Source organism: Embleya sp. NPDC056575 (assembly GCF_042793325.1).
In the GTDB taxonomy this organism is placed as follows: Bacteria; Actinomycetota; Actinomycetes; order Streptomycetales; family Streptomycetaceae; genus Embleya.
Genome location: NZ_JBHTVA010000052.1, coordinates 1 through 24,849, shown reverse-complemented (window position 1 = coordinate 24,849; position 24,849 = coordinate 1). Strand labels below are relative to the sequence as shown.

Below are 24,849 nucleotides of genomic sequence, written 5' to 3'. Positions count from 1 at the left end.
ACCGAGGCGGCGTGGAGGCCCCGGAACGTCGTGCCGATGCTGCCGCCGACCCCGGCCGAGGACCGGGCCGTGGCCGCCGCACGGCCGCACGAACCCCGGCCCGGCACGGCGGGGCCGCGCCGGCCGTGGGTGGCACGTCGGGTCGACCCGTACGACGGGCCGCACGACGGCCTCGAGGACAACACCGGGCCAGCGCCGGACACGTACGAACCGCCGATCCCGCAGCCGAACCGGCCGTGCCCCAACCGGCGCCGGGCGCGGGCCCGGCGACCCCGGCCGGGCCCGCGCAGCAGTCGACGTCGCCCGACGCCACGGTGGCCGCGCGCGCCTCCCGGATCCTGGATCGGGTCGTCGCCATCGCCCCGGTCGACGGCGACGACCCGACCGTCACCCTCGGCGTGCTGCGCGACGTCGCCACCGCGGTGGACACCATCGTGGCGAGCACCACCGCCCACGCACGCCGCACCCGCCCCGGCGCCGGATGACCAGATCCGGCCGGGCCGAGCGCGCCAAGCGCCTGCCACTTACGGGATCAGAGACAGATGTCCGGGCCGGATCGGTCAGTTGTAGACCCACAGCTCGTAGTCGTCCCCAGGAAGCCAGCTGCCGTTCTTGCACTCATAGCGCGTCCACCAGCCGTTGCTCTTCCCAACCTGGCCCGCCCAGTTGCAGTCGCTCTTCCAGGCGTAGTAGTCGTAGAGGGACCAACCTGCGGCCGACTTGGCACCAAGCGTGCGGCCCTGCGCCGGTTCGGACGCGGCCTGGGCGGGGGCGGCGAGACCTCCTACGAGGAGTGCGGATCCCAGCGTTGCGCCGGCAAGGAGCTTGCGAATACGCATCGGTCTTCCTTTCTGTGAGGCGCTCCCGGAAGCCGGTAGCGCGGCGGTCCTGACTTGTGCGCTGTTGTCATCGACTGCTTCTGCTCGTCACCCGACGAACCGAAAGTGAACGAAGCCACCTGCACGAGGGCCGGTCCGCAGCCGGGAGGATCGGTGCCTGCCCCCGAAACCAGGGTGCCGAGAAATGGTCAGGAGGTCCTTGTCATGGCATGCACGGTTCTTGACCGTTCGCGCACAGCTCCAGGATCGTGAAGGTTTCGGTACTCCCCCGGAGTCATGCCGTATGCAACCCGAAAGGCCCGGCTGAAGTTGGCGCCGTCCGACCGTCAACGGCAACGACGAACCCCCAGGCCACACCAAGCGGATCGAGCTCTCGCGCGCGCACCGCACGCGCACCCGACATCCGCCGACGCCTCCCGCCCCGTCGACGCACGCGCCACCGACACTGCGTACGTGCACAGGCGCTGCGGCCGCGCCGGTTTCCGCTGGGCGCACCCGGACGAGCTCTGTCGTGAAGCCACGGCGTTCCAGGAGGAGGCGACGTCACCCTCGCCGTGCTGCGCGACGTCGCCACCGCCGTGGCCACCGTCGCCCGTACACGGAATTCCTCGTGGTGCGCCAGGTGCGGATGCACGACCTGCACGGCCACCGCGCGCCCACCCGGCGACAGGCCCAGGAACACCTGGCCCATTCCGCCCGCGCCCAGCCGGGCATGAAGTACGAAATCGCCCATCCGCGTCGGATCTCCAGCCGCCAGCGGCTCCATCCCACGCCCCTCCGGCACCACGCGCCCCTACCCAACCACCAGGACGTCGGGCCCGTTCCGTAAACATGTCACGTGCCGACGCCCGGGGGAACACGTCCCACCGTTGAGGTCGGGTTCGCCGAAGCCGCACGGCGGCCGCCATGGGCGGCACCACCGATCGTGTCGCGAACACCCGCCTGCGCCGTGAGGCCGCGGCCTGGGGACGGTCCGCGAGAGAACTCGCTCGGCGCCGCGATCCGCCTCGCCGGTCAGGCGCCCTTGATGCGGTTCAGCTTCGTCAGGAGGTTCGCCAGGTCGGTGGCCGCAGAATGGTGGCCGTCGGCAAGGGCACGCCGATACAACTCCGCGGCGTCCTCCATACGACCCAACTTCTCCAATAGGAGCGCAAGGTTGTAGGCCGCAGAGCGGTGCCCGGCAGCGACGGCACGCCGATACAACTCCTCCGCTTCCTCCACGCGACCCAACCTCGCCAAATACCAGGCGAGGTCGAAGGCGGCGTACTCGTATCCGTCGGCGAGGGCACGCCGATACAACTCCTCTACCTCCTCCACACGACCCAACTCGATCAGGAGATTCGCAAGGTTGTTGGCGGCGTACGGGTTGTATCCGTCGGCGAGGGCCCGGCGATACAACTCCTCCGCCTCCTCCACACGACCCGACCTCGCCACCAAGAGCGCAAGATTGTTGGCGGCGTCCTTGTGCCCGTCGGCGAGGGCACGCCGATACAACTCCTCCGCCTCCTCCACACGACCCATATCCGACAAGAGGAAGGCGAGGCCATAGGCCGCGCGAACGTCCCCACCAGCGAGGGCGCCGCGATACAACTCCTCCGCCTCTCCGACATCCCCCGAATCGTGAGTTCGCTTGGGGTTGTCGTCGAGGTCGGTGTCCGTGGTCGAAGGCACGTAGGCGGTCTCTTTGGGGCTCTGGGTTGTCGGTCGACGTTGGTCGCCATGGGGTGGGAGGCGGTTTCGTGTCTCTGTGGCGCTGGTGGGGCGATCCTTTGGGTTTTTGGCGAGGAGGTCCAGGACGAGTTGGTTCAGGTTCGGTGACACGTCGGGGCGTAGCTCGATCGGCGCTTGCGGCTCTTCGTGGAGGTGGGCGTACATCTGCCCGGATGCCTCGTGGTGGGCGAAAGGTGTTCTACCGGTGAGGAGTTCGCAGAGGATGCAGCCGAGGGAGTAGAGATCGCCGCGGTGGTCGCCGACGCGTCCTTGCCAACGTTCGGGCGACATGTAGGGGGTGGTGCCGATCATGGCGCTTGCGCTGGCGGTGATGGTGGCGTAGGTGCGAGCGAGGCCGAAGTCGAGGATCTTGATGCGGCCTTCGTGGGTGAGGAAGAGGTTCGCGGGCTTCAGGTCGCGGTGCACCAGGTTCGCGGCCTGGGCGGCTTCGAGGGCGTCGCAGATCTGGCGGGTCCAGTCGACGACCTGGTCGATGGAGGGCAGGTTCTCCCGGCAATGGTGGGCAAGGTCTTGTCCGTGGAGGCGTTCCATGACGAGGTACATGGGTTCGCCTTCGGCCCCGCCGCCGGCGTCGTAGATGGTGACGACGTTGGGATGGTTGAAGGTGGAGGCGGCCTGGGCTTCGCGGACGAACATCCTCTCGGCCGCGGGGTCCCCGTTCTTGGTGAGGAGTTTGACGGCGACGGTCCGGTGCAATCGAAGGTCGTGGGCGGTCCAGACCTCACCCATGCCGCCATGGCCGAGGCGGTGCAGGAGTTCGTAACGCCCGTCGACGATGCGGTGTGTGTCGGCCACGGTGTGCCCCCTCTGCGCGTGGTCCTGGATTCGATGGTCTACCAGGCTGTGAACGGGCGCATCAGGGCTTTCCCCGTCTTGGGTGCGGGAGGAACGACGACGTGTCCGGCGCCGGCACCGGATCCGGCTGACGCTGCCCTGCTCGGAGGCTCGCGGGGCGGACGCCTCCAAGCGTGACAAACGTGGATCGGCTGCCACGTCACTCCCGGGCGGCCCTGATCGCGCCGTCGCCGGGCCGCGCCGCAGGGTATGCCGGGCCTCACCCGATCGTGAGCGGCGTGGGCACGGGAAGGGGCCATCGGGTGCCGGTGTCGGGGTCGCCCGCCCAGACGAACTGCTCGTCGTCGGCCGTGACGGTCATACCGTGCTCGTACAGTCCGATCGCGCCCGCCGCGGTCCACGCGTCCCACGCGGCCTCGAGTTCGTCGACGAGGCGACGCGGACCGCCCTGAGAGGCGATCGGACGACCGTTCGGCGGCGTGGTGATCGTCGCCCAGGACTCGGTGCCGTCGTGGAGACGGGCGTGAACGCCGCGGGTGTCGGCGGTGGTGTCGAACATGACGTCGGGCAGGCGCAGGCGCAGCGCCCACATCAGGTGGGCGTTGTCGTGCAGGGGGCGCGGGTCGCGGGTGAAGGCGCGTTCGTGATCGGGGTCGCGGTCGGCGCGGACTTGGCGGTGCGCGGGGGCGGTGGGGGTTCCGCGGGCGTTCATGAATTGGGCGAGGCCGTGGAGCCATCCACTCGCGGAGCGGCCGTCCTTGGCGGTGGTGAGGGCGAAGTAGCCCAGGCGGGTCCAGGGGAGGACGATGTCGCCGCCGGGGGTGGTCTGTTCGATCCAGGCCCGGGGGACGCGTTCGACCGCGTAGGTGGCGATCACCCGGTCGTAGGGGGCGGCCGGGGGCCGGCCGAGGGCGCCGTCGCCGATCCGGACGTCCACGCGCGCTCCGGCGCGGGTCAGGGTCGCGGCCGCGCCGGTGGCGAGGGCGGGGTCGGCCTCGATGCTGGTGACGTGTCCGGTGGGACCGACGCGGTGGGCGATCAGGGCGGCGTTCCAGCCGGTGCCGGTGCCCAACTCCAGGACGCGGTGGCCGGGTTCGAGGTCGAGGGAGTCGAGCATGTCGACGACGATCGACGTGCAGGACAGGGACGAGGAGGGGATGCCGTCGGTGATCTCGGTGATCGTCGCGTCATCGGGTCCGGCGTGGACGAGTCGGGCCCAGGCCTGCGGGTCGCCGGCGCGGTCGACGCTCTGCCAGGCGTGGCCGTCCCAGGTCCACAGGACCTCGGGCGCGAAGGCGTCGCGCGGCAGGTCCTCGACCGCGTCACGCAGCCACGGGGAGTCCTCCGGCCACGCGTTGTCTGTGTCCATCGCCGCGAGCGCGCGGCGGCGATGGTCGGCGATGTCGCCGGGGCCGGCGTTCACTCCTGCCGGTCCTTCTTGTGCTTGCCTTTGGGGTCCTCGGGCTTGGGAACGCGGCCGTCCCCGTTCCCGGGGGGCGGGTCGCCCTTGTCCAACGGCTGATCCGGCTTGTTGTGCTCGCCCATCGCGCACCTCCAGGCTCGTCACGGTCCGAAGTCCCATGATGACGCGGAACACACTCCGAGGGGAACCGATCGACACTCGAGGTCGCTGTCACGGCATCGACCGTGGCCGGGTGCCCCGGACGGCAGATCGAGTCGAAGGGCCGACCCGGCCGGGCGAGCCCCCGGTTCAGGCGTGGCCCGGGATGGGATGCAGGTTCGCGTCCAAGAGGGCGAGATGCGGGTGGCCCGCAACTCCTGCTCCCGTGCCCGGTCCACGAGGTCGGCAGCGCCACCACTCGGAACTGATCGTGCTGGGCAGGCAGTTGCGGGGGCGTGCGGTCGTGCTGGCCGGGTTGGTGGTGGCCTTGGACGAGGCGGGCAGGCCTGATTTCGGGCGGCTGCAGCGGCGGATGGCTATCGCCCACCCGGGCCGAGCGCGGGGATTGTCGGCACTTGTCGGGCACCGACGGGTGCTCATCGCCGGAACCTACGGTCTGTAACTGACTCTGGGCTGTTTCCTGTGTCCTCCTCGGCGGTATGTCGGTTCTCCGGTGGAACGGCCTTGTCGGTACCGAGAGTTGGTAGTGGGGCGGGTGGCCGGCGTGGTGTGCGCCGCACCGGGCTCCTGTCGAGGGGGCGTAGCGGTGGATTCGTTGGTGGACCCGGTCGTGGTGGCCGCGGGTGGGGCGTTGGTGGGGGCGATGGCCACGGACGCGTGGCAGCGGACCCGGGACGCGGTGGCCGGCTGGTGGAGGTCCCGTTTGGTCAGGCCCGGCGGGCCACCGGGCGCGTCGAGTCCGGGCGGGGTCGAGGACGATCGGGCGGTGCTGACCGCGTTGGAGGGATTGCGCGAGGCGGTGCTGGTCGCGCGAAGGGCCGGAGACGTCAGGGCCGAGCGGGAGCTGGCGGAGCGGTGGACCGGGTGGCTGCGGGGTCTGCTGGCCGCCGACCCGATACTGACCGACGGACTGCGCCGGCTTCTGGAGGACCACTTGGCGCCCGCGCTGGGGCCGGATCAGCAGGAGCACATCCGGTCGGTGATCATGCACGGGACGGCGTACGACCACGGACGGGTGTTCATGGCCGGTCGCGACCAGCACATCACCGGCACGTGACCCGCTCCGGCCGGCAGGACCCGGCATCCGACCCGCGGGCAGTCGGCAGCGACGGTGATGACACCGACCGTGTCGGGTTGCTGCCGCGGGAGGTGCACCTGGAGGCGATCGCTCGACGAGGGCCGCGTCTACGCTGCCGGGCGTGACCAGTACATCACCCAGGTCGTCCAGCCGCCGACGCCATCGGAGCCCGCACTTCCGTCCCAAACGCAGACGCTGCGGCGGGCAGCGGCGGTGTTTACCGGCCGCCGCGAGGAGTTGGACCGGCTGTTGGCCGCCGCCGACCGGACGCTCGGCGGCGCGGGAGTGGTGCAGGTTCGGGCGGTGGACGGGATGCCCGGAGTGGGCAAGACCGCACTGGTCGCCCACGCCGCCGCCCTGCTCGCCGACCGGTATCCGGACGGGCGGCACGTAATCGAGCTGCACGCCCACGCGCTGGATCGTGGCCCGGCCGACCCGGCCGAGGCCCTGGCCGCTCTCTTGCGCCGGACGGGCGTGGACTCCCGCTTCGTGCCCGACACCCTGGAGGAACGCGCCGCGATGTGGCGCGACCAGCTCGCCGCCCCCCGAGGCGACCCGCCCGCCAAGCGACGGGTACTCCTCGTCCTCGACGACGCCGCCGACGCCGCCCAGGTCGAGCCGTTCCTGCCCGGCCCCGGCACCGACGGGTGCCTGGTCCTGGTCACCAGCCGCCGTCGCCTGCCCGGCCTGCACGCCACCGACACCATCGACCTGGGCGTGATGCCGCCCGACGACGCCGCGCTGTTGTTCACCCGCATCCTTCGGCGGCCTCCGGCCGCCGATCCGGCCCGGCGGGCTGCGGACCAAGCCGCCGTCGAGGAAATCGTCAGCCTGTGCGGTCATCTCCCCCTGGCCATCGACCTGCTCGCAGGGCGCATCGCTGCCCACCCGGGATGGGGCCTGCCCGCCTACGCCCGCGAGTTCGCCGAGACACGGGACCGGCTCGCCGAACTCACCGACGGCGACCGAGCGGTGGCCGCCGCGTTCGAGATGTCGTACCGCGGCCTGACCCCCGCACTGCGCCGAATGTTCCGTCGGCTGGCCCTGCACCCCGGCTCCGAAATCGACCGGTACGCCGCCGCCCTCGCCGGGGTGCCCCTCGCCCGGGCCCGGCGGGAGTTGGAGGCGCTGTACACCGCCCGCCTGATCACCGAACCCGCCCGCATCCCCGACACACCCGCCGGCACCGCGATCGGCCGCTACCGGCTCCACGACCTGCTCCGGGCCTACGCCCACACCCTCGTCACCCGCCCCGAGCCCGCGACCAGGCCCTCACCCGCCTCCTCGACCACTACCGGCACACCGCCCGAATCGCCGACCGGCGCCTCGGGCAGTCCTCGCACACTCCCGACGAGGCCGGGCCCACCCTGCCCGACCGCGACGCGGCCCTGGCCTGGCTGCGCACCGAACGCCGCAATCTGACCGCATGCCTCGACCACGCCGCCGCCCACGACAAACCCGCCCACCTGATCCACACCACCACCGCCCTTGCCACGCTCCTGCGCCTGGACGGCCCCTGGCCGGAGGCCGCCGAACTCCACCGGCGCGCCGCCGACACCGCACAGCGGACCGGCGACCACCTCGGGCAGGCCAACAGCCTCCAGGAACTGGGGCGGGTACGGAACCTGATCGGGGACTTCCCGGGGGCGGCCGATCTGCTGGAACGCGCCCACACCCTCCACACCGACCTCGGCAACCGCCAAGGGCAGGCCGCCACCGCGTGGGAACTGGGGCGGGTACGGACGGCCACCGGCGACTATTCGGGGGCAGCCGATCTGCTGGAACGCGCCCACACCCTGTACACCGACCTCGGCGACCGCCTCGGGCAGGCCAACACCCTGTTGGCGCTGGGGCGGGTACGAACGGCCACCGGGGACTGCTCAAGGGCAACCGATCCGCTGGAACGCGCCCACACCCTGTACACCGACCTCGGTATCCGTCACGGGCAGGCCGACAGTCTCCAGGAGCTCGGGCGATTGCGGACCGCGACCGGGGACCATGAGGCCGCCGCCGACTACCTTCGGCGCTCGCTGGTGCTGGTGCGGGAACTCGGCGATCCACAGGGAGAGGCCGAGGTGTTGAACAGCACCGGTGCGCTGCTGGCGCTGTCGGCCAGACCCGGGGAGGCGTTGACCGTGTTCCGCAAGGCCCTGACACTGGCCCGGACGGTGGGCAGCCCGGTGGATGAGGCGCGGGCCCTGGAAGGCACGGGCCGCGCGCTGGCGGCCACCGGGGACCGCAGCGACGCGCTGGCGGACCTGCGGACGGCGGTGGCGCTCTACCGGCGGATCGGCGCCGCAGAGGCTGCGACCGCTGCGGCGTTTTCGGCGGAGCTGGAACACAAAACACGGCCGACGGCCCGGACGCGGGCGACGTGACGGGCTGAACCGCCGGGCCCACCCGCAGCGGGGGCGGACCCGGTCGATCGCGCCGCCTCCGCCGCATCCTCCTCCCATGACCACCACGGAGAGCTACCACCGAATGGATGCTGTTGGCGATCTTCTGTGGGTCAGTGATTCCGGGGGATCGCGAGCTCGTCGCAGAGTCGTTGGAAACGGCTGGGAGCTCTGGGTGTTCGGGTGGGCATCGTGCCTGGTGGCAGGCATCCGCTGAGCCGGGCAATGTTGGTGCCAGCGGCGGCGAGAACGTGTTGGACATGGGTCTTGGCAATGCCGCGGTAGCGGCAGTTGCGCATCCCGTGGGCCCGGACGGTCTCGGAGACGATCGCCTCACAGCCGGCCCGCATCGCGTACCGCCGCCGCCATTCCGGGGCCTGCTGATCCCGGCGGACCCGACTCTGGATCTCGTGCAGAGGCCGGGGCATCAGGGTCAGATGTCGACCACGGCCGCCGGTGTTGCCGGTGCTCGTGCGCGCAGAACACGAAGACTCCGCATGCGCCCGACGTCGACAGGGTCGCCGGTGCGCCCGAGGTCGGTGCGGCCCAGCGGACGGCCGTACGCGACGTCGAGGCCGCGTACACGGCGCTGGAACAGTCGCTGGGCGGGCGCGCCGAGCGCCGTGGCGAGGCGGTGTCGGACGTGTGCGGCGCCATGTTGAAGCGTCCGTCGTTCTTCGGCGAAGGGGGCGGGAGGTGGAGCAAGGTCCGCTGTGAGCGCGAGATCGTGCGCGCGTACGTACTCGACGGACCCAGGGCAACGCACGCAACGATCGTCGCCGACGCCCTGACCGCCGCCGGCTGGTCCCGCCCCGGAGCCGATCTCGTGGATCCGGGTACCTCCCCGTGTCCCGCGCCCGCGCCGTCCACCCCCCGAACCTCCTCCACGCAGGTCGTCCACGAATACCCGTGCACCATCGAGGCGACTCTGCCGTCCCGCGTGAGCCTGCATGCGCGGTTCTCGGACCAGGACCCGTTGCCCTACTTCTCCTCCCGGCTGCGACCCACCGACGCACGTTCCACCACCGGCACGATCACCGATTTCGACGTCCACTCCGTCACGAACACGCCCCGAGCGGCCGGGATCAGCGTCGTGATCGTGTCCGTCCTCGATCCCTACTTCCAGCAATGACCGTGTTCCCGAACCGACTTCGCGCCCGCGCCTGAACCGTCCGTACGGCGTACCGGTCCACCGGCGCGAGGCTCCGACACCGGCGGACCCTCCTCATCGAGACCGTTGCGATCCGCGCTGCGGGGAAGCACGAGGGCCCCTGACCTGGGGGCAGGGGCCCGGTGCCGGGAGCCGCACGCCGGGGTCACCCCTCGGGCGTGTGGGCGGAGGCGCCCGGCGACGCAGGACACCGGATGTGCCGAAGCACGCTGGTTGTCACCAACGACCGCGTCGAGCTGCGATTTCCCGCCGACGAAGCACGCAGGTTGTCACCGGATCGGCACACCGCTTGTCACCATCGACCGACAAGGCACACGTGTTGTCACCGGCCGGATCGCTCCGACCACTCCCCGACCTGCCCAAAAACGTGTCCCTCCGAGCAGAGATCCACGCGAACAACCGTGCCGATGTGACAACCAGCGTGCCTCGGCACACGACAGGCTCAGACGTCAGACCGACAACCCCACCCGAAAGTCGTAAGGAAAACCGGACAGGAAAACCCGACAGGAACCCGAAAGACGCCCCACAGGAACCGCCACTCCAGCGACACCGGTTCACCTCAACCGCGGCCAGGACCCGCCGACCGGACGCCCAGGCCTCACCCACCGAAACAGCCCGCCACCCGTCCACAGGTCTTCCCAACCGAACCGACCATCCGTCCCAAATCCTGCAAAACCACAGGCCACAAGCCAGACCAAAGCCGAGCAAGACGCAAAACCCAGGCCACGCACCCAAGATCCAAAATCCCAGATCCTGCAAACACACTGGTCAACACATGATCAATCGACAAGAACTTTCAAAACAGCCGGGACGGAGCAACCGACGCGGTACTGCTGGGGTGGGTGGCGGCGTGCGGCGGGGCCGAGGACAGCCCGCTCGGATGCGCGGTGCACCTCGGCGAGGTCCTGGTCGTGTGGGATCCCGGGGAGTGGCACGGGATCTCGTCGCACGGGTCCGCCGACGACACCGCGACGGTGGCGCGGGCCGCCGAGCGGATCGCGGCCGAGGTCGCCGACGGCCGGTGGATCCTGGGCGCCGACCCCGACGACGGGGCGCCCTACCCCGCCGGCCCGGACGAACTCGCGCGTGCGGTGCGCGCCGCGAGCGGGGACGCAGATCGGTGGCCGACTGCGGGCCGCCCGCCCGGCGGCCCTCCGCTTTGCCGGGCCCCGCCCGCACCCCGGGCGGCAGCGGCGCGAGGTCCTGGGACACCCTTCCGTCCCGGCTGTGATTCACGTCACTGCCGGCGGCTCGGTGCAGCACCCGGCCCCGTTCCGCCGTCATGGGGGCAGTGATCGGGACGAGGAGAGGAGGTCGGCGGGTGAGGTTTCGCAGGAGCGGTCCGGGCAACGGATTCACGGAGTTCGTCGCACAGCGGTCGGGAGCGTTGTTCCGCACCGCGTATGCGCTGACCGGTGACGTGCACGTGGCCGAGGATCTGGTGCAGGAGACGCTGGAGCGGGCGTGCCGACACTGGCGGAAGGTCGCGGTGGCGGACTCGCCGGAGGCGTACGTGCGCAAAGTGCTGGTCAACCTGGCCAACGACCGCTGGCGGCGGCTGTCGCGCCGGGGCGAGCGCCCCGGGCTGTCGGGGGTGCCCGAGACGGCCGACCCCCGGGACCGGTTCGGGCAGGTGGATCTGCGCGCGGAACTGATCGAGGCACTGCTCGGGCTGCCGATGGGCATGCGCAGCGTGGTGGTCCTGTACTACCTGCACGATCTGGACGCCCGGCAGGTCGCCGACGTCCTGGACATCTCTTCGAGTGCGGTGAGGTCCCAGCTCGCCCGCGGCCTGGCCAAGCTGCGCGATTCCGTATCGGGCGCCCAGGCGCCGCACACGCCGTCGGCCGCTTTCGGAGGTACGAAGTGAGGAACACGTCGTCCGGACCGGCCCCGTTCGAGCCGGGCCTCGAAGCCGAGCTGCGTGCCGCGGTGGCCTCCTTCGCCGACGGGCCGACGGCGCCGGTCGTCGACGCGGCCGCGATCGAGCGAGCCGTCAGCCGCAGCCGCACCCGCCGGGCGCTCCTCGGCACCGCTGCGGCGTGCTGCGTGCTGGCGTGCGCCACGGTGGGGTTCTTCGCGCTGGAGCCCGTGTCGCCCGCGCCCGGCGCCTCCCCGTCCCTGTCCCCACCGGCGAACGGGGCGTGCACCCCGCTCGCCACCGGCACCCCCAAGAGCGGAAGCGCCGATGCGACTCCGACACAGGAGCAGGAGCAGACCGCGGGAGCGGGCATCGCGCTGCCGGACCTGGCCGGCATGCCGGTCGAACAGGCCGAAAGCCTGCTGCGCGGACTCGGACTGAGCTGCACGATCATGCGGCACACGGACTGGAACGCTCCCGCCGGGCAGGTGATCGGCAGTCACCCCCGGGGCGGCGCAGAACCGGTGACACCGGGCTCGTCCGTCCTCCTGCTGGTCTCGACGGGCAAACCCGGCAGAACCTGAGCGACCGGGCCCTTCGGCCCGCGCACCGGCCGAGTGACCCAGGGGCCGGTGCCGGGCAGTCCGTCGACTCGGCACTCGGCCGCCCGCGCCGGACTCGACGGCGCGAACGACGTGATGTTCGCGACGGTCACCGCGATGTCCCCGGACGATCGGCGCGGCGCGGCGAACACCGCGATCGACACGCTCGCCGGCGTCCTGGGCATGGGCATGGCCGGCCCGCACTGCGTGGAGCCGGGCCAGGCGGGCCGCCTCGGTGGTGGTCTCGTCGGCGCTGCTGCCGCCGTCCGGCCGGCGGTCCGTGCGGGCCGGCAGATCGGCGGCGAGGTGGGTCTCGGCGACCGTGGGCACCCACACACGACCGTTCAGCTCCACGGCGGCCCCGTACTGCAGGGTCCGCAGGGCGTCCCGGCAGAGCAAACCCGGGTCGGCGCGAGAGCAGTCGCGGCGTCCGCCCGCCCCACCCCCACCCGGCCAGGGATGTCCCGACCTCTCGGACCCGGTACACGCGGCGCAGCGAGCACGGTTCCGACGCGCGAACACACCGCCCGCCACAAGGAATTCCCCATCGCGTTGCGCGGCCTTCCCAAACCCTGCGACACCGCAGGTCAACCGACCCATCGCCGAAAGGCACACCCACCACCACAGACCGAAGCCCCATGTCACCAAGCACAGGCCGATCTTCTCGATCGGTGCCGCACCCCAGGTCAGAGCACCGCACCCCGAACCCGCCATTGAGAAGAGGCACCGCTGCGCGCACCCCGCGTCCGGTCGTCCTCTCGAACCCGGGAACCGAACCCACCGAACCGCAACGGGGCGTTGGCGCCCGCATCTCGGGCGAGCCTGGCGCGGCGTACCTGTCAACTTGGGAGTTCGGGCCGGGACGGTGCCGGGCGGTATGCATTCGCTGAGACGGACGAGGTTGGTTCCGGCGGCGACGAGGACGTGTTGGACGTGGGTCTTCGTCCGGAGGGGCCGGCTCGCCCGGACGTCGAACGGCGCCCGCATCCCCGGTCCGTTCGTTCGACTCCTACGCCCCGAACATGTCGGACGCCGCTGCCCGGGCGTGCCCGTACACGGACTTCCATGGCGCTCCGGCGGCGGGTTCCGGCCGGGTTCTCGTCGAAGTGCCCGACCCGGGCGTGGCCGGCCTCGTCCACGAGCAGATACTCGATGGCGTTCCCGACGGAGAACGACGAGGTCTCACGGCCGAGCGTGTCGAAGACCCGGACCCGATTCGCACATGCACCCGACGGAAGGGGACGCCAAAGGGAATTCTCAACCGCGTTGCCCGACCCCCTCACACCCTGCAGCACCGCAGGTCAACCGACGCCCCACCGAAAGACACACCCGACACCACACACCGAAACCCCAGGCCACGAAACACGAAACAACATTCTCAATCCGTGCCGCACCCCAGGTCAGAGGACCACACCCGCACAACCCCGCTGAGACGACACACCCGACGCGGATTCGGGCAAGCGATCGTCGCCTCGACGTGAACCCCGGCGGCCTGTGGGACGCGTCGGTGTCACGAGCCGGTCACCGTCGCCGCGAGTGGACTCCGCGGCGGGAGCGGCGGTCGGACGATGGGGGCATGACGGCCAAGACATGGGCGTGGGTGGGCGGCGTGGTGGCCGGTGCGGCGCTGGTGGGGTTGGCGGTGTATCTCGCGGTGGTGGGGCTGGACGAGGCGGACAAGTGGGCGAGCGTGCTCGGATTGTTCGTGACGTTGGCCGGGTTGGCGGTGTCGGTGATCGGGATGTGGCGCGAACGCGCCTCGTCGGGCGGGCAGTCGGTGACCGACAGCACGATCGGCGGGGGTGTCGCGCAGGTCGCCGACACCGGTGGCAACGTGCGGATCACCCACCGCGGCACCGGGCCCGTCATCCCGCCACCGACCCCGCAGGGCGCGCCGCCTGCAGGAGGCGTTCCGCCGGCGGACGACGGGCAGCGGGTACAGGGCAGTACGGTCTCCGGGCCGGTCGACCAGGTACGGGCCACCGACGGGGACGTCGACATCGACGAGGGCCCGTGACCGGCCCGAGGCGCCGGTTCGGCTGGTGGCCCCGCCGCGGCACCCCGCCCGTTCCCGAGCCCGGAAAGCGCCTGCCCCGGCCGGCGGGCGCACCGGCGCCTGACGCGCGGGTGCCGACCGTGCGGGCGCGGCCGGGGCAGTGGGTGTCGGGGTCGGTGGTGTACGGACCGGTGAGCATGGTCTCCGGCGTCACCGGGGACGTGCACATCACCACGCACACCGGCGCGGAACGGGCGCTGTACCGCGTCGACGCCTTCCCGACGGAGCGCGCGGCGCCGACGGTTGCGCAGGCACGCGCGCAACCGGCGCGGTTGCTGCAGGCCCGCTACGCGCTCGTCGGCTTCACCGGTCGTCGGGGCGAGTTGGCGCGGTTGGCCGCGTCGCGCGACGGTCCGGGAGCGGTGTCGGTGCTGCTGGTGCATGGGCCCGGTGGGCAGGGCAAGACACGCCTGGGCGCCCGCTTCGCCGCCGACACCCGTGCCGGTGGCGGTGGTTGGGAGGTGTTGCAGGCCCGGCACGTCTCCGACCCCACCTCTGCGGACGTCTTCTCGGGTGCCGGTGACCTCGCCCGCCGGCCGGGTCCGGCCGGCGAACGGGTAGCGGCGGCAGGGGTGTTGTTGGTGGTCGATTACGCGGAGCGGTGGCCGGTGGACGACTTGCTCGCGTTGCTCGCCCACGCGGCCGTGCAGGGGTGTCGGGTGCGGGTGCTCCTGGTGGCGCGTCCGGCCGGGTTGTGGTGGCAGACGCTGGCGCATCGCCTGGACCGGCTCGACGTGGACACCGACGTCCTGCCGCTGCCGGCGCTGACCGACGATCCGGGTACCCGGCCCGACGCACTGTTCACCGCGGCCCGGGAGCGGTTCGCCGCCGCACCCGACGTCCCCGACCCGCACCGGGTTCCCGCGCCCGCCGCATTGGGGGATCCTCGGCGGTTCGGGCAGGTGCTGGCCGTGCACATGGCCGCCGTGGCCGCCGTCGACGCCCACCGCACCGGCACGGCGACGAACCTGGACGCGCCGGGGCGGATCTCCGGCTACCTCCTGGACCGTGAACGCGACCACTGGCGGCGCCTGCACGCCAACGGGCGCGTCACCGTCCCCGCCGAGACGCTCGCCCACACGGCATACACCGCCGCGCTGGCCGGCGCGTTGGCGTACGACGACGGTCACGCCGCGCTCGTCGCGATCGGCGCGTGCACCGGCGAGACCGTCGACCGCGCGCTGACCGACCACGCCGTCCCGTATCCACCCACCGACCCCCACGCGGGCACCGTCCTGGAAGCGCTGTACCCCGACCGCCTCGCCGAGGACTTCCTCGCGCTGACCACCCCCGGACACCACCTGGCCCACGCCACCCCCGACCCCTGGACCACCACCGCACCCACACGCCTGCTCCACCCCACCCCCGACGCGCACACCGGCACCACCGCGGTCCCCGCGACGGACATCACGGCGTGGGCCGCCGGTCGGGCCCGTACCGCCCTCACCGTGCTGGTCGCCGCCGCCGCCCGCTGGCCCCACCTCGTCCCCACCCAACTCGCACCTCTGCTCACCGCCCGTCCCACCCTCGCCCTCCACGCCGGCGGCGCCACCCTCACCGCTCTCGCAGCCCTCGAGGGTCTGCCGGTGGAGGTTCCGGAGGCCATCGATGCCCGGCTGCCCGAGGGCCGGCACACCGACCTCGACCCCGGCATCGCCGCCCTCACCGCACGCCTGACCCCCCACCGCCTCACCACCACCACCGACCCCACCCGCCAGGCCCGCCTCCACGGCGTCCTCGCCAACCGCTACGCAAACGCCGGACTCCACCACCAGGCCCTCACCGCCGACCGACACGCACTCGACATCTGGCGTCGCCTGGCGCAGTCCGATCCGGCCGCGTACGAACCGGACCTCGCCGGCTCGTTGAACAACCTGGCGGTCCGACTCGCGGACGTGGGTCGGCTGGCCGAAGGCCTGATCGCGAGCGAGGAGGCCGTCGAGGTCTACCGCCGCCTCGCAACAGCCAACCCCACCGCCCACGAACCGAACCTCGCCACCTCGTTGAACAACCTGTCGAACCATTTCGGGTACGCGGGCCGGTTATCCGAAGGCCTGGCCGCGAGCGAGGAAGCCGTCGAGCTCTACCGCCGCCTCGCCGCAGCCAACCCCACCGCGTTCGAATCGGGCCTCGCCATGTCTTTGAACGAATTGTCGATCCGACTCGGGGAAATGGGTCGGCGCGCCGAGGGCCTGGCCGCAATCGAAGAAACCGTCGAAATCCACCGCCACCTCGCAACAGCCAATCCCGCCGCACACGAACCGGATCTCGCCGACTCGTTGCACAACCTGGCGGCCCAACTCTGGGCAGTGGGTCGTTGGGCGGAAGGCCTGGCCGCAATCGAACAATCCGTCACCATCCGGCGCCCCCCTGGCCGCGGCCCATCCCGCCGCCCACGAACCCAACCTCGCCATGTCGTTGCACAACCTGGCGATCGACTACGGTGCGGTAGGTCGGCAGGACGAAGACCTGGCCGCGATCGAAGAAGCCACCCGGATCCTCCATCGCTTGGTCCTGGAGGCACCCGGGGTGTTCGCCGAGCGTCTGCAGACCGCACAGGAGACTCGGGCGGCCTTGCTCGACGGACTCGGTCGCTCCGAGGAAGCCCGAGAAATCCGCCGACGGCTCAGCGACGAACCCCCCGGCGACTGACAACGTCCGGCTCCGGTAGGGATACGGCGGCGCACCCCGACCGCCTCTACACCGAGCGCAGCGCGGCGCTGGACGCGTTGGTGGAGGGTGAGTCGTGGCATCCGCCGCATTCGCCGGTGGCGTGGCAGCGGCACCCGACCCACGCGGCCGAGTACCTGCGCGAGCGGGCCGAGCGGGGCGAGGGCGGGCAGTTGGACGACGTGGGCCTGGACGTCGTTCACCGCAGGGCGGGGATCGCGGGTGGTGGGTCGCCCGGCAGCGGTCCGGGTGGGACGGGCTGAACACGGCGCAGCGCGAACAGCTGCTTGCGCTCGGGTTGACCCCGCCCGGGATGATCGACACCGCCGGCTCGGCCGGGGCCGGGGTGGCGGCGGTGGCGGTGCCGGACGGGCCACGGCCCAAGCGCACGCGTGTACGCGGGTCGGCTGGGTCTGTCGGCAGTTGGGGCCGCCGGATCGGGTGTCGGCGGCGAACCTGCGGTGGCTGGTCGGGTATCGACATCCCCGCAACAGGGGTCGCCCCGGGCTGATGGCCTCGGCGCTCGAGGCGTTCACACGAGAACGGCCACCGATCGAAGGCATCGAGGTGGTCGGCGACCCGCTCGAAGTTCTTCCCCGCATCTTCCACGTCCTGTGGCACGGGTGGTTTGACGGCAGCGAGCACACATGCGAGTGCGGAGGGGATCGAGCACGTCGCCGGCGGCGCCGACGACCGGACGCTATTCGCTACGCTTCAGCCGGGGTGGGGAGAAACTTGCCGGCGGCTGGCCGATGTCCGGCCCGCCGGTGTGCGGCGTCGGGACGTAGCCCTCGGTCGGTGCGGGCAGCGCATCGACGCAGGCCGTCGAACAGGCGTTGACCAGCAAGGGCAGCACGTCGGCGCCGGATGTCCACAATGAGATCCACACCTGGCGCAGGTTCGCACCGTGGACACGCTCGTCGCAGACGCTGCACGTGCGGATCGAGGTGGCGCCCCACACCCCGGGGTCGACGTCGTCGAGGTCCGCGGCCCGATCATCGGTTGCCGCGGCCCGGAGCGGCGGAAACGGCGGCCGCTGCTTGTAGTTGCCGTAGACGGCACGGGAGCTGACCGTGCTGCGCCGAAGATTGAGGCACCGGGTGATCTCGTACGGGAACCAGTGCAGGCGGTACGAAGTGTACGGGGTGAACTCCTCGAGGCTCGTCATCGCACCGATCTCGGGCGGGATACGCACCAGGTTGCTGCCGTACAGCACGAGGTGTTTCACCGAGGTGAGTTCGGCGATGGTCGCCGGGAGCGTAACGACCTGGCGCCGCTGCTCCGCGGTGAGTTCCACCAGCGGCTTGAAGACCTCCCGTCCGTCGGCCGCGGCCTCTTCGATCAGTTCGAGAAGGCGGATCCATCCCGGTGCGGTGGTGTCCTGACGTTCGGGATGGAAACGGGTCGGCGACTGTGTCCGGGAGGCGTATTCGATACACCCGCATCTCTCGCGCGCCGGACCCTGATCGCCGGGCCCGGTGGCATCGGCCCACCGGTTGGGAAACACCTGCGGCCTCGAGTCCTCACTCATCGGCTCACAGTAGACGTCACGGCCGGCGAGACGTAGAGGGGGTCCGGAAGGGTCGTTCAGGGAAGCCGAGTCGGTGGTCGCCTGTCTCGGGGGATGCGGATCATGGTCGGGCCGCGCGCCGTCCGACGTGGAAGGGGAGGTCCTCGCCCCTCTCGTGCCGCCGCCGAGGCCGGGAGATCGACCGGGCATCCCCGGCGCGAGATCCTCAACGCGCCCTCGTATCGGCTTCGGGCCTGCTGCGCACGGCGCCTGCCTCGGCACGACTTCCCGCCGTACCGGACGGTCCACCGCTACGGGCGCAGGTGGCGGACCGAGGGACGATCGGGGGCGATCCCCGGCGCGCTCCGGGAGCGGGAACGCGCCGGTCGGGCCCGTGATCCGACCTCAGGCTCCGGGATCGTGGACAGCCGAAGTGTCAAGGAAACGGAACGGTGGGCCAGGGCAATCCCGGCGGCGGTGCCGTAACCGGGCGAGACCAGGGCGGTGGACGCGGCGCTGTCGCCCGCAAAGACGGCCGTCCCCCATCCCGCCCGGCCGACAGGACCCGACGTGTTGCGCTTCGCCCGCGCCCGGTCGTTCGCCCGCGATCGGCCGATGACGTTGGACGAACACCTCGGGGGCGCCGCCCCGGCCGGTCGTCGTACCGGAGACCATCGTCGTGGATCGCGGAAAGGTCTTCCTGTCGAGGGCGTTCACCGCCGCGTGCGAGACGCTCGGGATCGGCGTGCAGCCCGCCCCGCCGTACGACGGCCAAGGGCATCGTGGAGCGCGCCTTCGGATCGATCAACTCCCCGTTCTGCCGACACCTTCCGGAATACGCTCCGACGCCGGCCGATGCGGCAGGAACGCCGAACGCGACGCGTACTTCAGTGTCGCCCGGTTGCAGGGCCTGCTCGACGAATGGGTCGTGCACCGGCACCATCGCCCTCACGAGAGGCTGCGGCATCCGGTAATGCCAAGGGTCGCGCCGGCGCCGAACCGGATGTGGGCCGCGCCGGTCGCGACCTGCGGGTACGTGCCGGTACCGCTGAGCGGCAAGGACTACCTCGAGTCGCTGCCGCTGCGGTGGCAAACGGTCGGCGAACGCGGGATCCGCATCGACCACCGCACGTACGACCACGAGGTGCCGGGCCCGCTTCGCGGGCAGTCCTCCGGAATCGTCGCCCGAGGCGGGAAATGGGAGGTCCACCACAACCCCCACGACGGCCGCCAGGTATGGGTGCGCCTGCCCGGCGAGTTGACCGAGATCCCGTGGATCCACCGCGCCCACGTGAACGCCTCGTTCGACGTCCACCCGTGGAGGCACGTGAGGGAGAACGTCGAACGACGCGGGGACCGTGAGCGGCACGAAACCAACCTCGCCGACGGCATCGCCCCGACCCGTTCCCGCCGAGGACCTCGCCGCCGCCTGCCCGGCAAGCTCCACGGCGACAAGGCCTACGACCACCGGTTCATCCGAAGATTCCTGCACGAGCGACGGATCACCGCCCGCATCCCCCGCCGCGGCAGCGACAGCAGCGAACGCCTCGGCCGACACCGCTGGGTCGCCGAACGCACCATGGCCTGGCTCGGCAACTACCGCCGCCCCGCCCGCTGCTACGAACGCAAAGCCGACCACTTCCTTGCGTTCGCCGCCATCGCATGCGCGGGCATCGCCTACCGACGACTCACCACGTGAGACACGGTCTTAGAGGTCGTTTTCTCCTGTTGTTTTAACCCTGAATACGGTGTTCATCCCGTTGTGTCGGATCGCGCCAGGAGATGGTGGTCTCGCCGGTGAGACGGCGGGCCATGAGGTCGGTCATGGCGATATGGATCATGGCTTCGGAGCGGGCGGGCAGGGCCTCGTAGTCGCGGGTCAGTCGGCGGTGGAGCATGAGCCATCCGTAGGTGCGCTCCACCGCCCAGCGCTTGGGTATCGGGGTGAATCCCCTGGTCCCGGGGGTGCGTGCGGAGATTTCCATGTCGATGCCGAGCAGGGCGGCATGTTCGACGAGGTGTTGACGGTAGCCGCCGTCGACCCGGGTCTTGCGGATCGTGGGATGGGTCGCGGCGACCCGGTCGAGCAGTCGGGCGCCGGCAACCGAGTCCTGCACGCCGGCCCCGGTGACCAATACCGCGAGCAGGAGGCCGAGCGTGTCGGTGACGATGCTGCGCTTCCTGCCCACGATCCGCTTCGCGGCGTCGACGCCCTGTTCGGCGGCAGGGACGTTGGTGGAGGTCTTGACGCTCTGTGCGTCGATCACGCAGGCCGACGGCTCCGCATCGCGTCCTGCGCCTTGTCGGACCAACTCCCTTGGCAGGCCGTTGAGTTGGACGAACACACCGTGCTTCTCCCATTTGGCGAAGTAGCCGTAGACCGTGGGCCAGGGCGGGAAGTCGTGCGGCAGGTAGCGCCACTGGACCCCGGTGCGGTCCACGTACAGGATCGCGTCCAGGATCTCGCGCAGTTCGTGCCGGGGCGGGCGGCCGAATTCCAGTGCCCGGCCGCGGCGCTCGAAGCGCCAGGCCGCCAACACCGGCTCGACCAACTTCCAACGGGCATCGGACAGATCACTCGGATACGGACGTCGCGCAGTCACACATTCACACGTACCGCCGCCGACGCCGTACGCCCAGGCGCGCATCGGTGGTGTCGGGAGCACACAGCGCACAATCGGGGCGCCCCGGGATGAGACAGGTACAGGACGCATGCCGTCCCACCCCTGACATCACTCACCTCACAAGCCCCGCTACCTGGCGGAAGCACCATCCGCACCATCTTGACGCATCCTTGGAATCACCAGATAACCAAGCATTCAAGGTGAAAACGACCTCTCAGAGGACGTTCGTGTCGTTTACGTGCAGGTTTGGGTGGTTTTGCCGCTCGCCTGAAGGCTCCGCAGATGCGGCTTTCACCCGATAGGTAAGGGCTGCCCGGGCGCCACGGGCACCGCAATCCATCATGTCTTGCGCCGAAAACTCCTGTCCGGCTCGAAAACGTCGCGGATTGTCCGTGGCGGTTCACTCGGACGAGCGATGGCAGACTTCAACTCCCTTATGTACCAGCGGAGTTATGGCGAACCCGCCGCAGCGCAAGGCCTATCCGAGTGATCTGTCCGACGCCCGCCGGGCACTGGTGGAGCCGGTCCTGACCGCGTGGCGGACCGAACGGCAGAAGATCTCGCTCGGCCTCGGCGGCAGGGTCTCCGACCTGCGGGAGGTCATGAACGCGATCCTGTACGTGAACCGGACCGGGATCGCCTGGCGCTACCTTCCGCACGACTTCCCGCCCCACACCACCGTGTTCGCCCACTTCAGCGCATGGACACGGCGGACGGCACGATCGAGCGGCTCGGAGCCCGACTCCACCGCCTGGTCCGCGAGAAGGAAGGCCGGTCGGCCGAGCCGACCGCCTGCGTGATCGACGCGCAGAGCATCAAGACCGCCCCCAGCGCGACCCAGGGCGTCGACGCGGCGAAGAAGATCGTCGGCCGCAAGCGCAGCATCGTCGTCGACACCCTCGGCCTTCTCCTGCTCGTCACGGTCACCGCCGCCGGCGTCTCGGACAACGACGCCGGAAAGCAGTTCCTCACGCAACTCGCCACCGCCCACCCCACGATCACCAAGGTCTGGGTCGACACCGGCTACAAGACCCAGGCCATCGAACACGGAGCGAAGCTTGGCATCGACGTCGACCTCGTACCGAGAAACACACAGGTCAAGGGCTTCTCGGTCGTCCCGCGGAGGTGGATCGTCGAGCGCGGCTTCGGCTGGATCATGCCGCATCGCCGACTGGCCCGCGACTACGAGACCAGGCCCGAGCACTCCGAGAGCATGATCCGCCTCGCCATGATTTCCAATCTCGCGAAGCGAGCAACCAGCGAAAGCACCATAACCTGGCACAATCCCTGGACTATCACTCAAGCGAGCGAGACGTCCTCTTGAGGGCGTGCGGCTTGTTCACATGTTCTGGCCATGATGATCCACAAGGGCGGCGAGGAGCCGGGCCAACTGCTCGCGTTCCTGCGGGGTCAGTGGGGCAAGCACATTGTTTTCCACCTCGGCAAGCAGTTTATCCAGCTTCAGTAGTTTTCGGCGCCCCTGCTTGGTGACCGCGATGATGTTCTGCCGGCGATCGGCAGGGTTGGGCGAGCGTTCCACCAGCCCTCGATCGGCCAGTTCGTTGACGACCGCGACCATGTCGCTGCGATAGATCCCCGTGCGGCGACTCAGTTCCGCCTGGCTGGCGGGTCCGAACTCGTCCAGTGTGGCGAGCGCCGCGTAATGCCACTTGCGGGTGCCCGTGCGCCCCAACTCCTCGTTCACCAGGCGATCCGACTGGATCGCGGCCAGTGACAGAAGCCGGGTCCCCAGATTCCGCAGCCGTGCGGCAGTGGCCGGGCGGTCGGTCGCGCTCGCCGTGTCGGGCGTGCTGTCGCTCATGCCGCGATCGTACGTTGCGTTAGTCCAACTAACAAACTATCGTCACCGACGACAGGAGCGTTAGTGTGACGAACGATTTGGTATGCCAAGCGTTGGTCGCTCGAACATTCGGACGCCTAATAGAGCCACCGGAGTTGAGCCCATGATCAAGCCGTTCCGCATCGACATCCCCCAGGCCGACCTCGACGACCTGACCGACCGGCTCTCCCGCACCCGTTGGCCCAACGAGGTCGCCGACGCCGGGTGGGACTACGGCTTCCCCCTGGCGCGGCTCAAGGAACTGGCCGAATACTGGCGCACCGGCTATGACTGGCGCGAGCACGAGGCCAAGCTCAACGAGCTTCCGCACTTCACCACCGAGATCGACGGCCAGAACATCCACTTCGTCCACGTCCGGTCTTCGAAATCGGACGCGCTCGCGCTGATCCTCACTCACGGATGGCCCGGTTCGTTCCTGGAGTTCCTCGACGTGATCGAACCGCTGTCCCGCGACTTCCACCTGGTGATTCCGTCCATCCCGGGCTACGGATTCTCCGGGCCGACCCACGAACGCGGCTGGGACATGGTCCGGGTCGCGCGGGCCTGGGCCGAGCTGATGCGCCGTCTCGGGTACGAGTGCTATGGCGCGCAGGGTGGCGACTTCGGCTCGGGCATCTCGACAACGCTCGGCGCGGTGGCACCCGAGCAGGTCGTCGGGGTACACGTCAACTACCTGCCGACCCGGCCGCTCGCGGACGCCGACATCGAACTGTCCGAAACGGATGAGGCGCGACTGGACAAGGTCCGGCATCTGATGGCGAATCGTCCGCCGTACCAGGCTCTGCAGGCCAGCACCCCGCAGACCATCGGCTACGCGCTGACCGACTCGCCGGTCGGCCAGCTGGCCTGGATCGCCGAGCGCTTCGCACAGTGGACGGACCCTCGCTCGGCGATCAGTGACGAGCGGATGCTCACCGACATCTCCCTGTACTGGCTGACCGCCACCGCGGCTTCCTCGGCGCGGCTGCACCGCGAGGCCCCGCGGCGGATCGAGCCGTGCCCGGTACCGGTGGGCGTGGCAGTGTTCGCGCACGACATCACGCAGTCGGTGCGACCGCTGGCCGAGCGACTGTACGACATCAGGCACTGGTCGGAGTTCGAGCGCGGCGGCCACTTCGCCGCGATGGAGGTTCCGGAGCTACTCGCCGAGGACGTCCGGGACTTCTTCCTGACCCACGGCAAGTACGACTACCGGGTCGCCACCCGCTAGTAGGACTTCGTTAGGTCTGGATGGGTTTTGGGTGTCTTCGGGTGTTGGTGGGAAGTGGTCGGTGGCAGGTGGTGCAGGTTCCGGTCCAGCAGTTCAGGAGGGATTGGATCGCGTCGACGACCTGGTAGAGCGTGAGGCCCTCGTGGGTGCTTTTGGGGAGAGCCGTTGTTCCGTCAGGAAGGCGTGGGCGGTGGTGACCAGGGTGACGTGGTGGTGCCATCCGGTCCAGGATCGGCCCTCGAAGTGGTCCAGTCCCAGGCCGTGTTTCATCTCGCGGTAGTCGTGGTCGATCCGCCACCGGATCTTCGCCAACCGCGCCACCTCCGCCGTCGACGTCTCCTGCGGCAGGTCGAACAGCCAGTAATCGGTGGGGTGTTCTTCCCCTTCGGGCCACTGGACCAACAGGCCCGCATCGGACAGGACGCCGTCCCACGCCCGGCCCTCCGCCGCGGCCGCCTCGCGGGCGAGGCGGCCCACCGTCTTCCCTGCCGGTCGCACCCGCAGCCGCAGGAACCGCGAGCGCATCGGACCGCGCGAGCCGCGGCGCCAGGTGACGTCGGCGAAGGCGTCACGGCCGCGCGCCGCGGCGAGCGCGGCCACGCTCACGGCCGCCTCGCGATACCGCGCCACCGACGGGCGGCCCGTCCCCGTCCACGCGAGCGCCGCGGGGATCGCGGAGGCGGGGTGGACGACGGCGTCGCCGCGGATCGCGACCACGTGGTCGAGCCCGCGTTCCGTCAACCCCGCCCGGAACAGCGCGTTCTGCCCCTAGGTTCTGTTTCTTGGATCTTCTGACGCGGTCGTGGTTTGTGGTCCAGGCTGTGTGGTGTGGTGGGTCGAGGTGATCTGACGAATGCCGAATG

Annotated in this window: 21 protein-coding genes and 2 pseudogenes; 14 read left to right on the top strand and 9 right to left on the bottom strand. The window is 70.5% G+C overall.

Annotated elements, in window-relative coordinates; all coding sequences use genetic code 11:
- Positions 1–236: 236 nt before the first annotated feature.
- Positions 237–485, top strand: a complete 249-nt coding sequence (locus ACFRCG_RS33445) for a hypothetical protein (RefSeq protein WP_380038437.1) — start codon at positions 237–239, stop codon at positions 483–485.
- A gap of 75 nt (positions 486–560) precedes the next feature.
- Here the strand turns inward: ACFRCG_RS33445 and ACFRCG_RS33440 are convergent, their stop codons facing one another.
- Complete coding sequence (locus ACFRCG_RS33440) at positions 561–839, bottom strand: hypothetical protein (protein WP_380038435.1); 279 nt, start codon at positions 837–839, stop codon at positions 561–563.
- A gap of 610 nt (positions 840–1,449) precedes the next feature.
- Here ACFRCG_RS33440 and ACFRCG_RS33435 point away from each other — a divergent pair.
- Positions 1,450–1,668: a hypothetical protein gene (locus ACFRCG_RS33435; protein WP_380038433.1), complete on the top strand. Its 219-nt coding sequence runs from the start codon at positions 1,450–1,452 to the stop codon at positions 1,666–1,668.
- A gap of 185 nt (positions 1,669–1,853) precedes the next feature.
- Here the strand turns inward: ACFRCG_RS33435 and ACFRCG_RS33430 are convergent, their stop codons facing one another.
- The 3 genes from ACFRCG_RS33430 to ACFRCG_RS33420 all read right to left on the bottom strand — a co-directional run bounded on the left by ACFRCG_RS33430 (position 1,854) and on the right by ACFRCG_RS33420 (position 4,910).
- Complete coding sequence (locus ACFRCG_RS33430) at positions 1,854–3,365, bottom strand: tetratricopeptide repeat protein (RefSeq protein ID WP_380038431.1); 1,512 nt, start codon at positions 3,363–3,365, stop codon at positions 1,854–1,856.
- A gap of 259 nt (positions 3,366–3,624) precedes the next feature.
- Positions 3,625–4,788, bottom strand: coding sequence for a methyltransferase domain-containing protein (locus tag ACFRCG_RS33425; protein ID WP_380038429.1), 1,164 nt, complete (start codon positions 4,786–4,788; stop codon positions 3,625–3,627).
- Complete coding sequence (locus tag ACFRCG_RS33420) at positions 4,785–4,910, bottom strand: hypothetical protein (RefSeq protein WP_380038427.1); 126 nt, start codon at positions 4,908–4,910, stop codon at positions 4,785–4,787. Before ACFRCG_RS33420 ends, ACFRCG_RS33425 begins: the two co-directional genes overlap by 4 nt.
- Before the next feature lie 623 nt (positions 4,911–5,533).
- Here ACFRCG_RS33420 and ACFRCG_RS33415 point away from each other — a divergent pair.
- The 3 genes from ACFRCG_RS33415 to ACFRCG_RS33405 all read left to right on the top strand — a co-directional run bounded on the left by ACFRCG_RS33415 (position 5,534) and on the right by ACFRCG_RS33405 (position 8,403).
- Entirely contained in the window at positions 5,534–6,004 is a 471-nt protein-coding gene (locus ACFRCG_RS33415; protein ID WP_380038425.1) for a hypothetical protein, read from the top strand.
- A gap of 234 nt (positions 6,005–6,238) precedes the next feature.
- Positions 6,239–7,447 carry an AAA family ATPase gene (locus ACFRCG_RS33410; protein ID WP_380038423.1) on the top strand — a complete coding sequence of 403 codons (1,209 nt, stop codon included), beginning with the start codon at positions 6,239–6,241 and terminating at the stop codon, positions 7,445–7,447.
- Positions 7,336–8,403: a tetratricopeptide repeat protein gene (locus tag ACFRCG_RS33405; protein WP_380038535.1), complete on the top strand. Its 1,068-nt coding sequence runs from the start codon at positions 7,336–7,338 to the stop codon at positions 8,401–8,403. Before ACFRCG_RS33410 ends, ACFRCG_RS33405 begins: the two co-directional genes overlap by 112 nt.
- A 131-nt stretch (positions 8,404–8,534) precedes the next feature.
- Here ACFRCG_RS33405 and ACFRCG_RS33400 read toward each other — a convergent pair whose 3' ends face one another.
- Positions 8,535–9,182, bottom strand: a complete 648-nt coding sequence (locus ACFRCG_RS33400) for a transposase (protein ID WP_380038421.1) — start codon at positions 9,180–9,182, stop codon at positions 8,535–8,537.
- On the opposite strand from ACFRCG_RS33400, the gene ACFRCG_RS33395 reads away from it, so the two are divergent.
- From ACFRCG_RS33395 to ACFRCG_RS33375, 5 genes are all read left to right on the top strand, one after another.
- Complete coding sequence (locus ACFRCG_RS33395; RefSeq protein WP_380038539.1) at positions 9,077–9,553, top strand: hypothetical protein; 477 nt, start codon at positions 9,077–9,079, stop codon at positions 9,551–9,553. The two genes, ACFRCG_RS33400 and ACFRCG_RS33395, sit on opposite strands and share 106 nt — an antisense overlap.
- A 1,360-nt stretch (positions 9,554–10,913) precedes the next feature.
- A complete protein-coding gene (locus ACFRCG_RS33390; RefSeq protein WP_380002039.1) occupies positions 10,914–11,462 on the top strand; it encodes a SigE family RNA polymerase sigma factor in 549 nt (182 codons plus the stop codon).
- Positions 11,459–12,037 carry a PASTA domain-containing protein gene (locus ACFRCG_RS33385; protein ID WP_380038419.1) on the top strand — a complete coding sequence of 193 codons (579 nt, stop codon included), beginning with the start codon at positions 11,459–11,461 and terminating at the stop codon, positions 12,035–12,037. Before ACFRCG_RS33390 ends, ACFRCG_RS33385 begins: the two co-directional genes overlap by 4 nt.
- A 1,594-nt stretch (positions 12,038–13,631) precedes the next feature.
- Positions 13,632–14,072: a hypothetical protein gene (locus ACFRCG_RS33380; protein ID WP_380038417.1), complete on the top strand. Its 441-nt coding sequence runs from the start codon at positions 13,632–13,634 to the stop codon at positions 14,070–14,072.
- Positions 14,069–17,044: a tetratricopeptide repeat protein gene (locus ACFRCG_RS33375; protein WP_380038415.1), complete on the top strand. Its 2,976-nt coding sequence runs from the start codon at positions 14,069–14,071 to the stop codon at positions 17,042–17,044. Before ACFRCG_RS33380 ends, ACFRCG_RS33375 begins: the two co-directional genes overlap by 4 nt.
- A gap of 437 nt (positions 17,045–17,481) precedes the next feature.
- Here ACFRCG_RS33375 and ACFRCG_RS33370 read toward each other — a convergent pair whose 3' ends face one another.
- The gene (locus ACFRCG_RS33370; protein ID WP_380038413.1) at positions 17,482–18,312 is read right to left on the bottom strand and encodes a leucine-rich repeat domain-containing protein; all 831 of its coding nucleotides are present in this window, start codon (positions 18,310–18,312) and stop codon (positions 17,482–17,484) included.
- Between the two features lie 93 nt (positions 18,313–18,405).
- Here ACFRCG_RS33370 and ACFRCG_RS33365 point away from each other — a divergent pair, with 93 nt between their 5' ends.
- Both ACFRCG_RS33365 and ACFRCG_RS33360 read left to right on the top strand, forming a co-directional pair.
- Positions 18,406–18,777, top strand: coding sequence for a transposase (locus tag ACFRCG_RS33365; RefSeq protein WP_380038411.1), 372 nt, complete (start codon positions 18,406–18,408; stop codon positions 18,775–18,777).
- A 193-nt stretch (positions 18,778–18,970) separates the two neighbouring features.
- Positions 18,971–19,990, top strand: a complete 1,020-nt coding sequence (locus ACFRCG_RS33360; protein ID WP_380038409.1) for a transposase — start codon at positions 18,971–18,973, stop codon at positions 19,988–19,990.
- Positions 19,991–20,024: 34 nt separating this feature from the next.
- Here ACFRCG_RS33360 and ACFRCG_RS33355 read toward each other — a convergent pair whose 3' ends face one another.
- Entirely contained in the window at positions 20,025–20,894 is an 870-nt protein-coding gene (locus tag ACFRCG_RS33355; RefSeq protein WP_380038407.1) for an IS5 family transposase, read from the bottom strand.
- 473 nt (positions 20,895–21,367) lie between these two features.
- Here ACFRCG_RS33355 and ACFRCG_RS33350 point away from each other — a divergent pair.
- Positions 21,368–22,239, top strand: a pseudogene (locus ACFRCG_RS33350) (IS5 family transposase).
- Between the two features lie 15 nt (positions 22,240–22,254).
- Here the strand turns inward: ACFRCG_RS33350 and ACFRCG_RS33345 are convergent.
- Entirely contained in the window at positions 22,255–22,737 is a 483-nt protein-coding gene (locus ACFRCG_RS33345) for a MarR family winged helix-turn-helix transcriptional regulator (protein ID WP_380038405.1), read from the bottom strand.
- A 142-nt stretch (positions 22,738–22,879) separates the two neighbouring features.
- Here ACFRCG_RS33345 and ACFRCG_RS33340 point away from each other — a divergent pair, with 142 nt between their 5' ends.
- Entirely contained in the window at positions 22,880–23,986 is a 1,107-nt protein-coding gene (locus ACFRCG_RS33340; RefSeq protein WP_380038403.1) for an epoxide hydrolase family protein, read from the top strand.
- Positions 23,987–24,079: 93 nt separating this feature from the next.
- Here ACFRCG_RS33340 and ACFRCG_RS33335 read toward each other — a convergent pair.
- Positions 24,080–24,754: pseudogene (locus tag ACFRCG_RS33335) on the bottom strand (transposase); the annotation flags it as partial.
- Between the last annotated feature and the right edge of the window lie 95 nt (positions 24,755–24,849).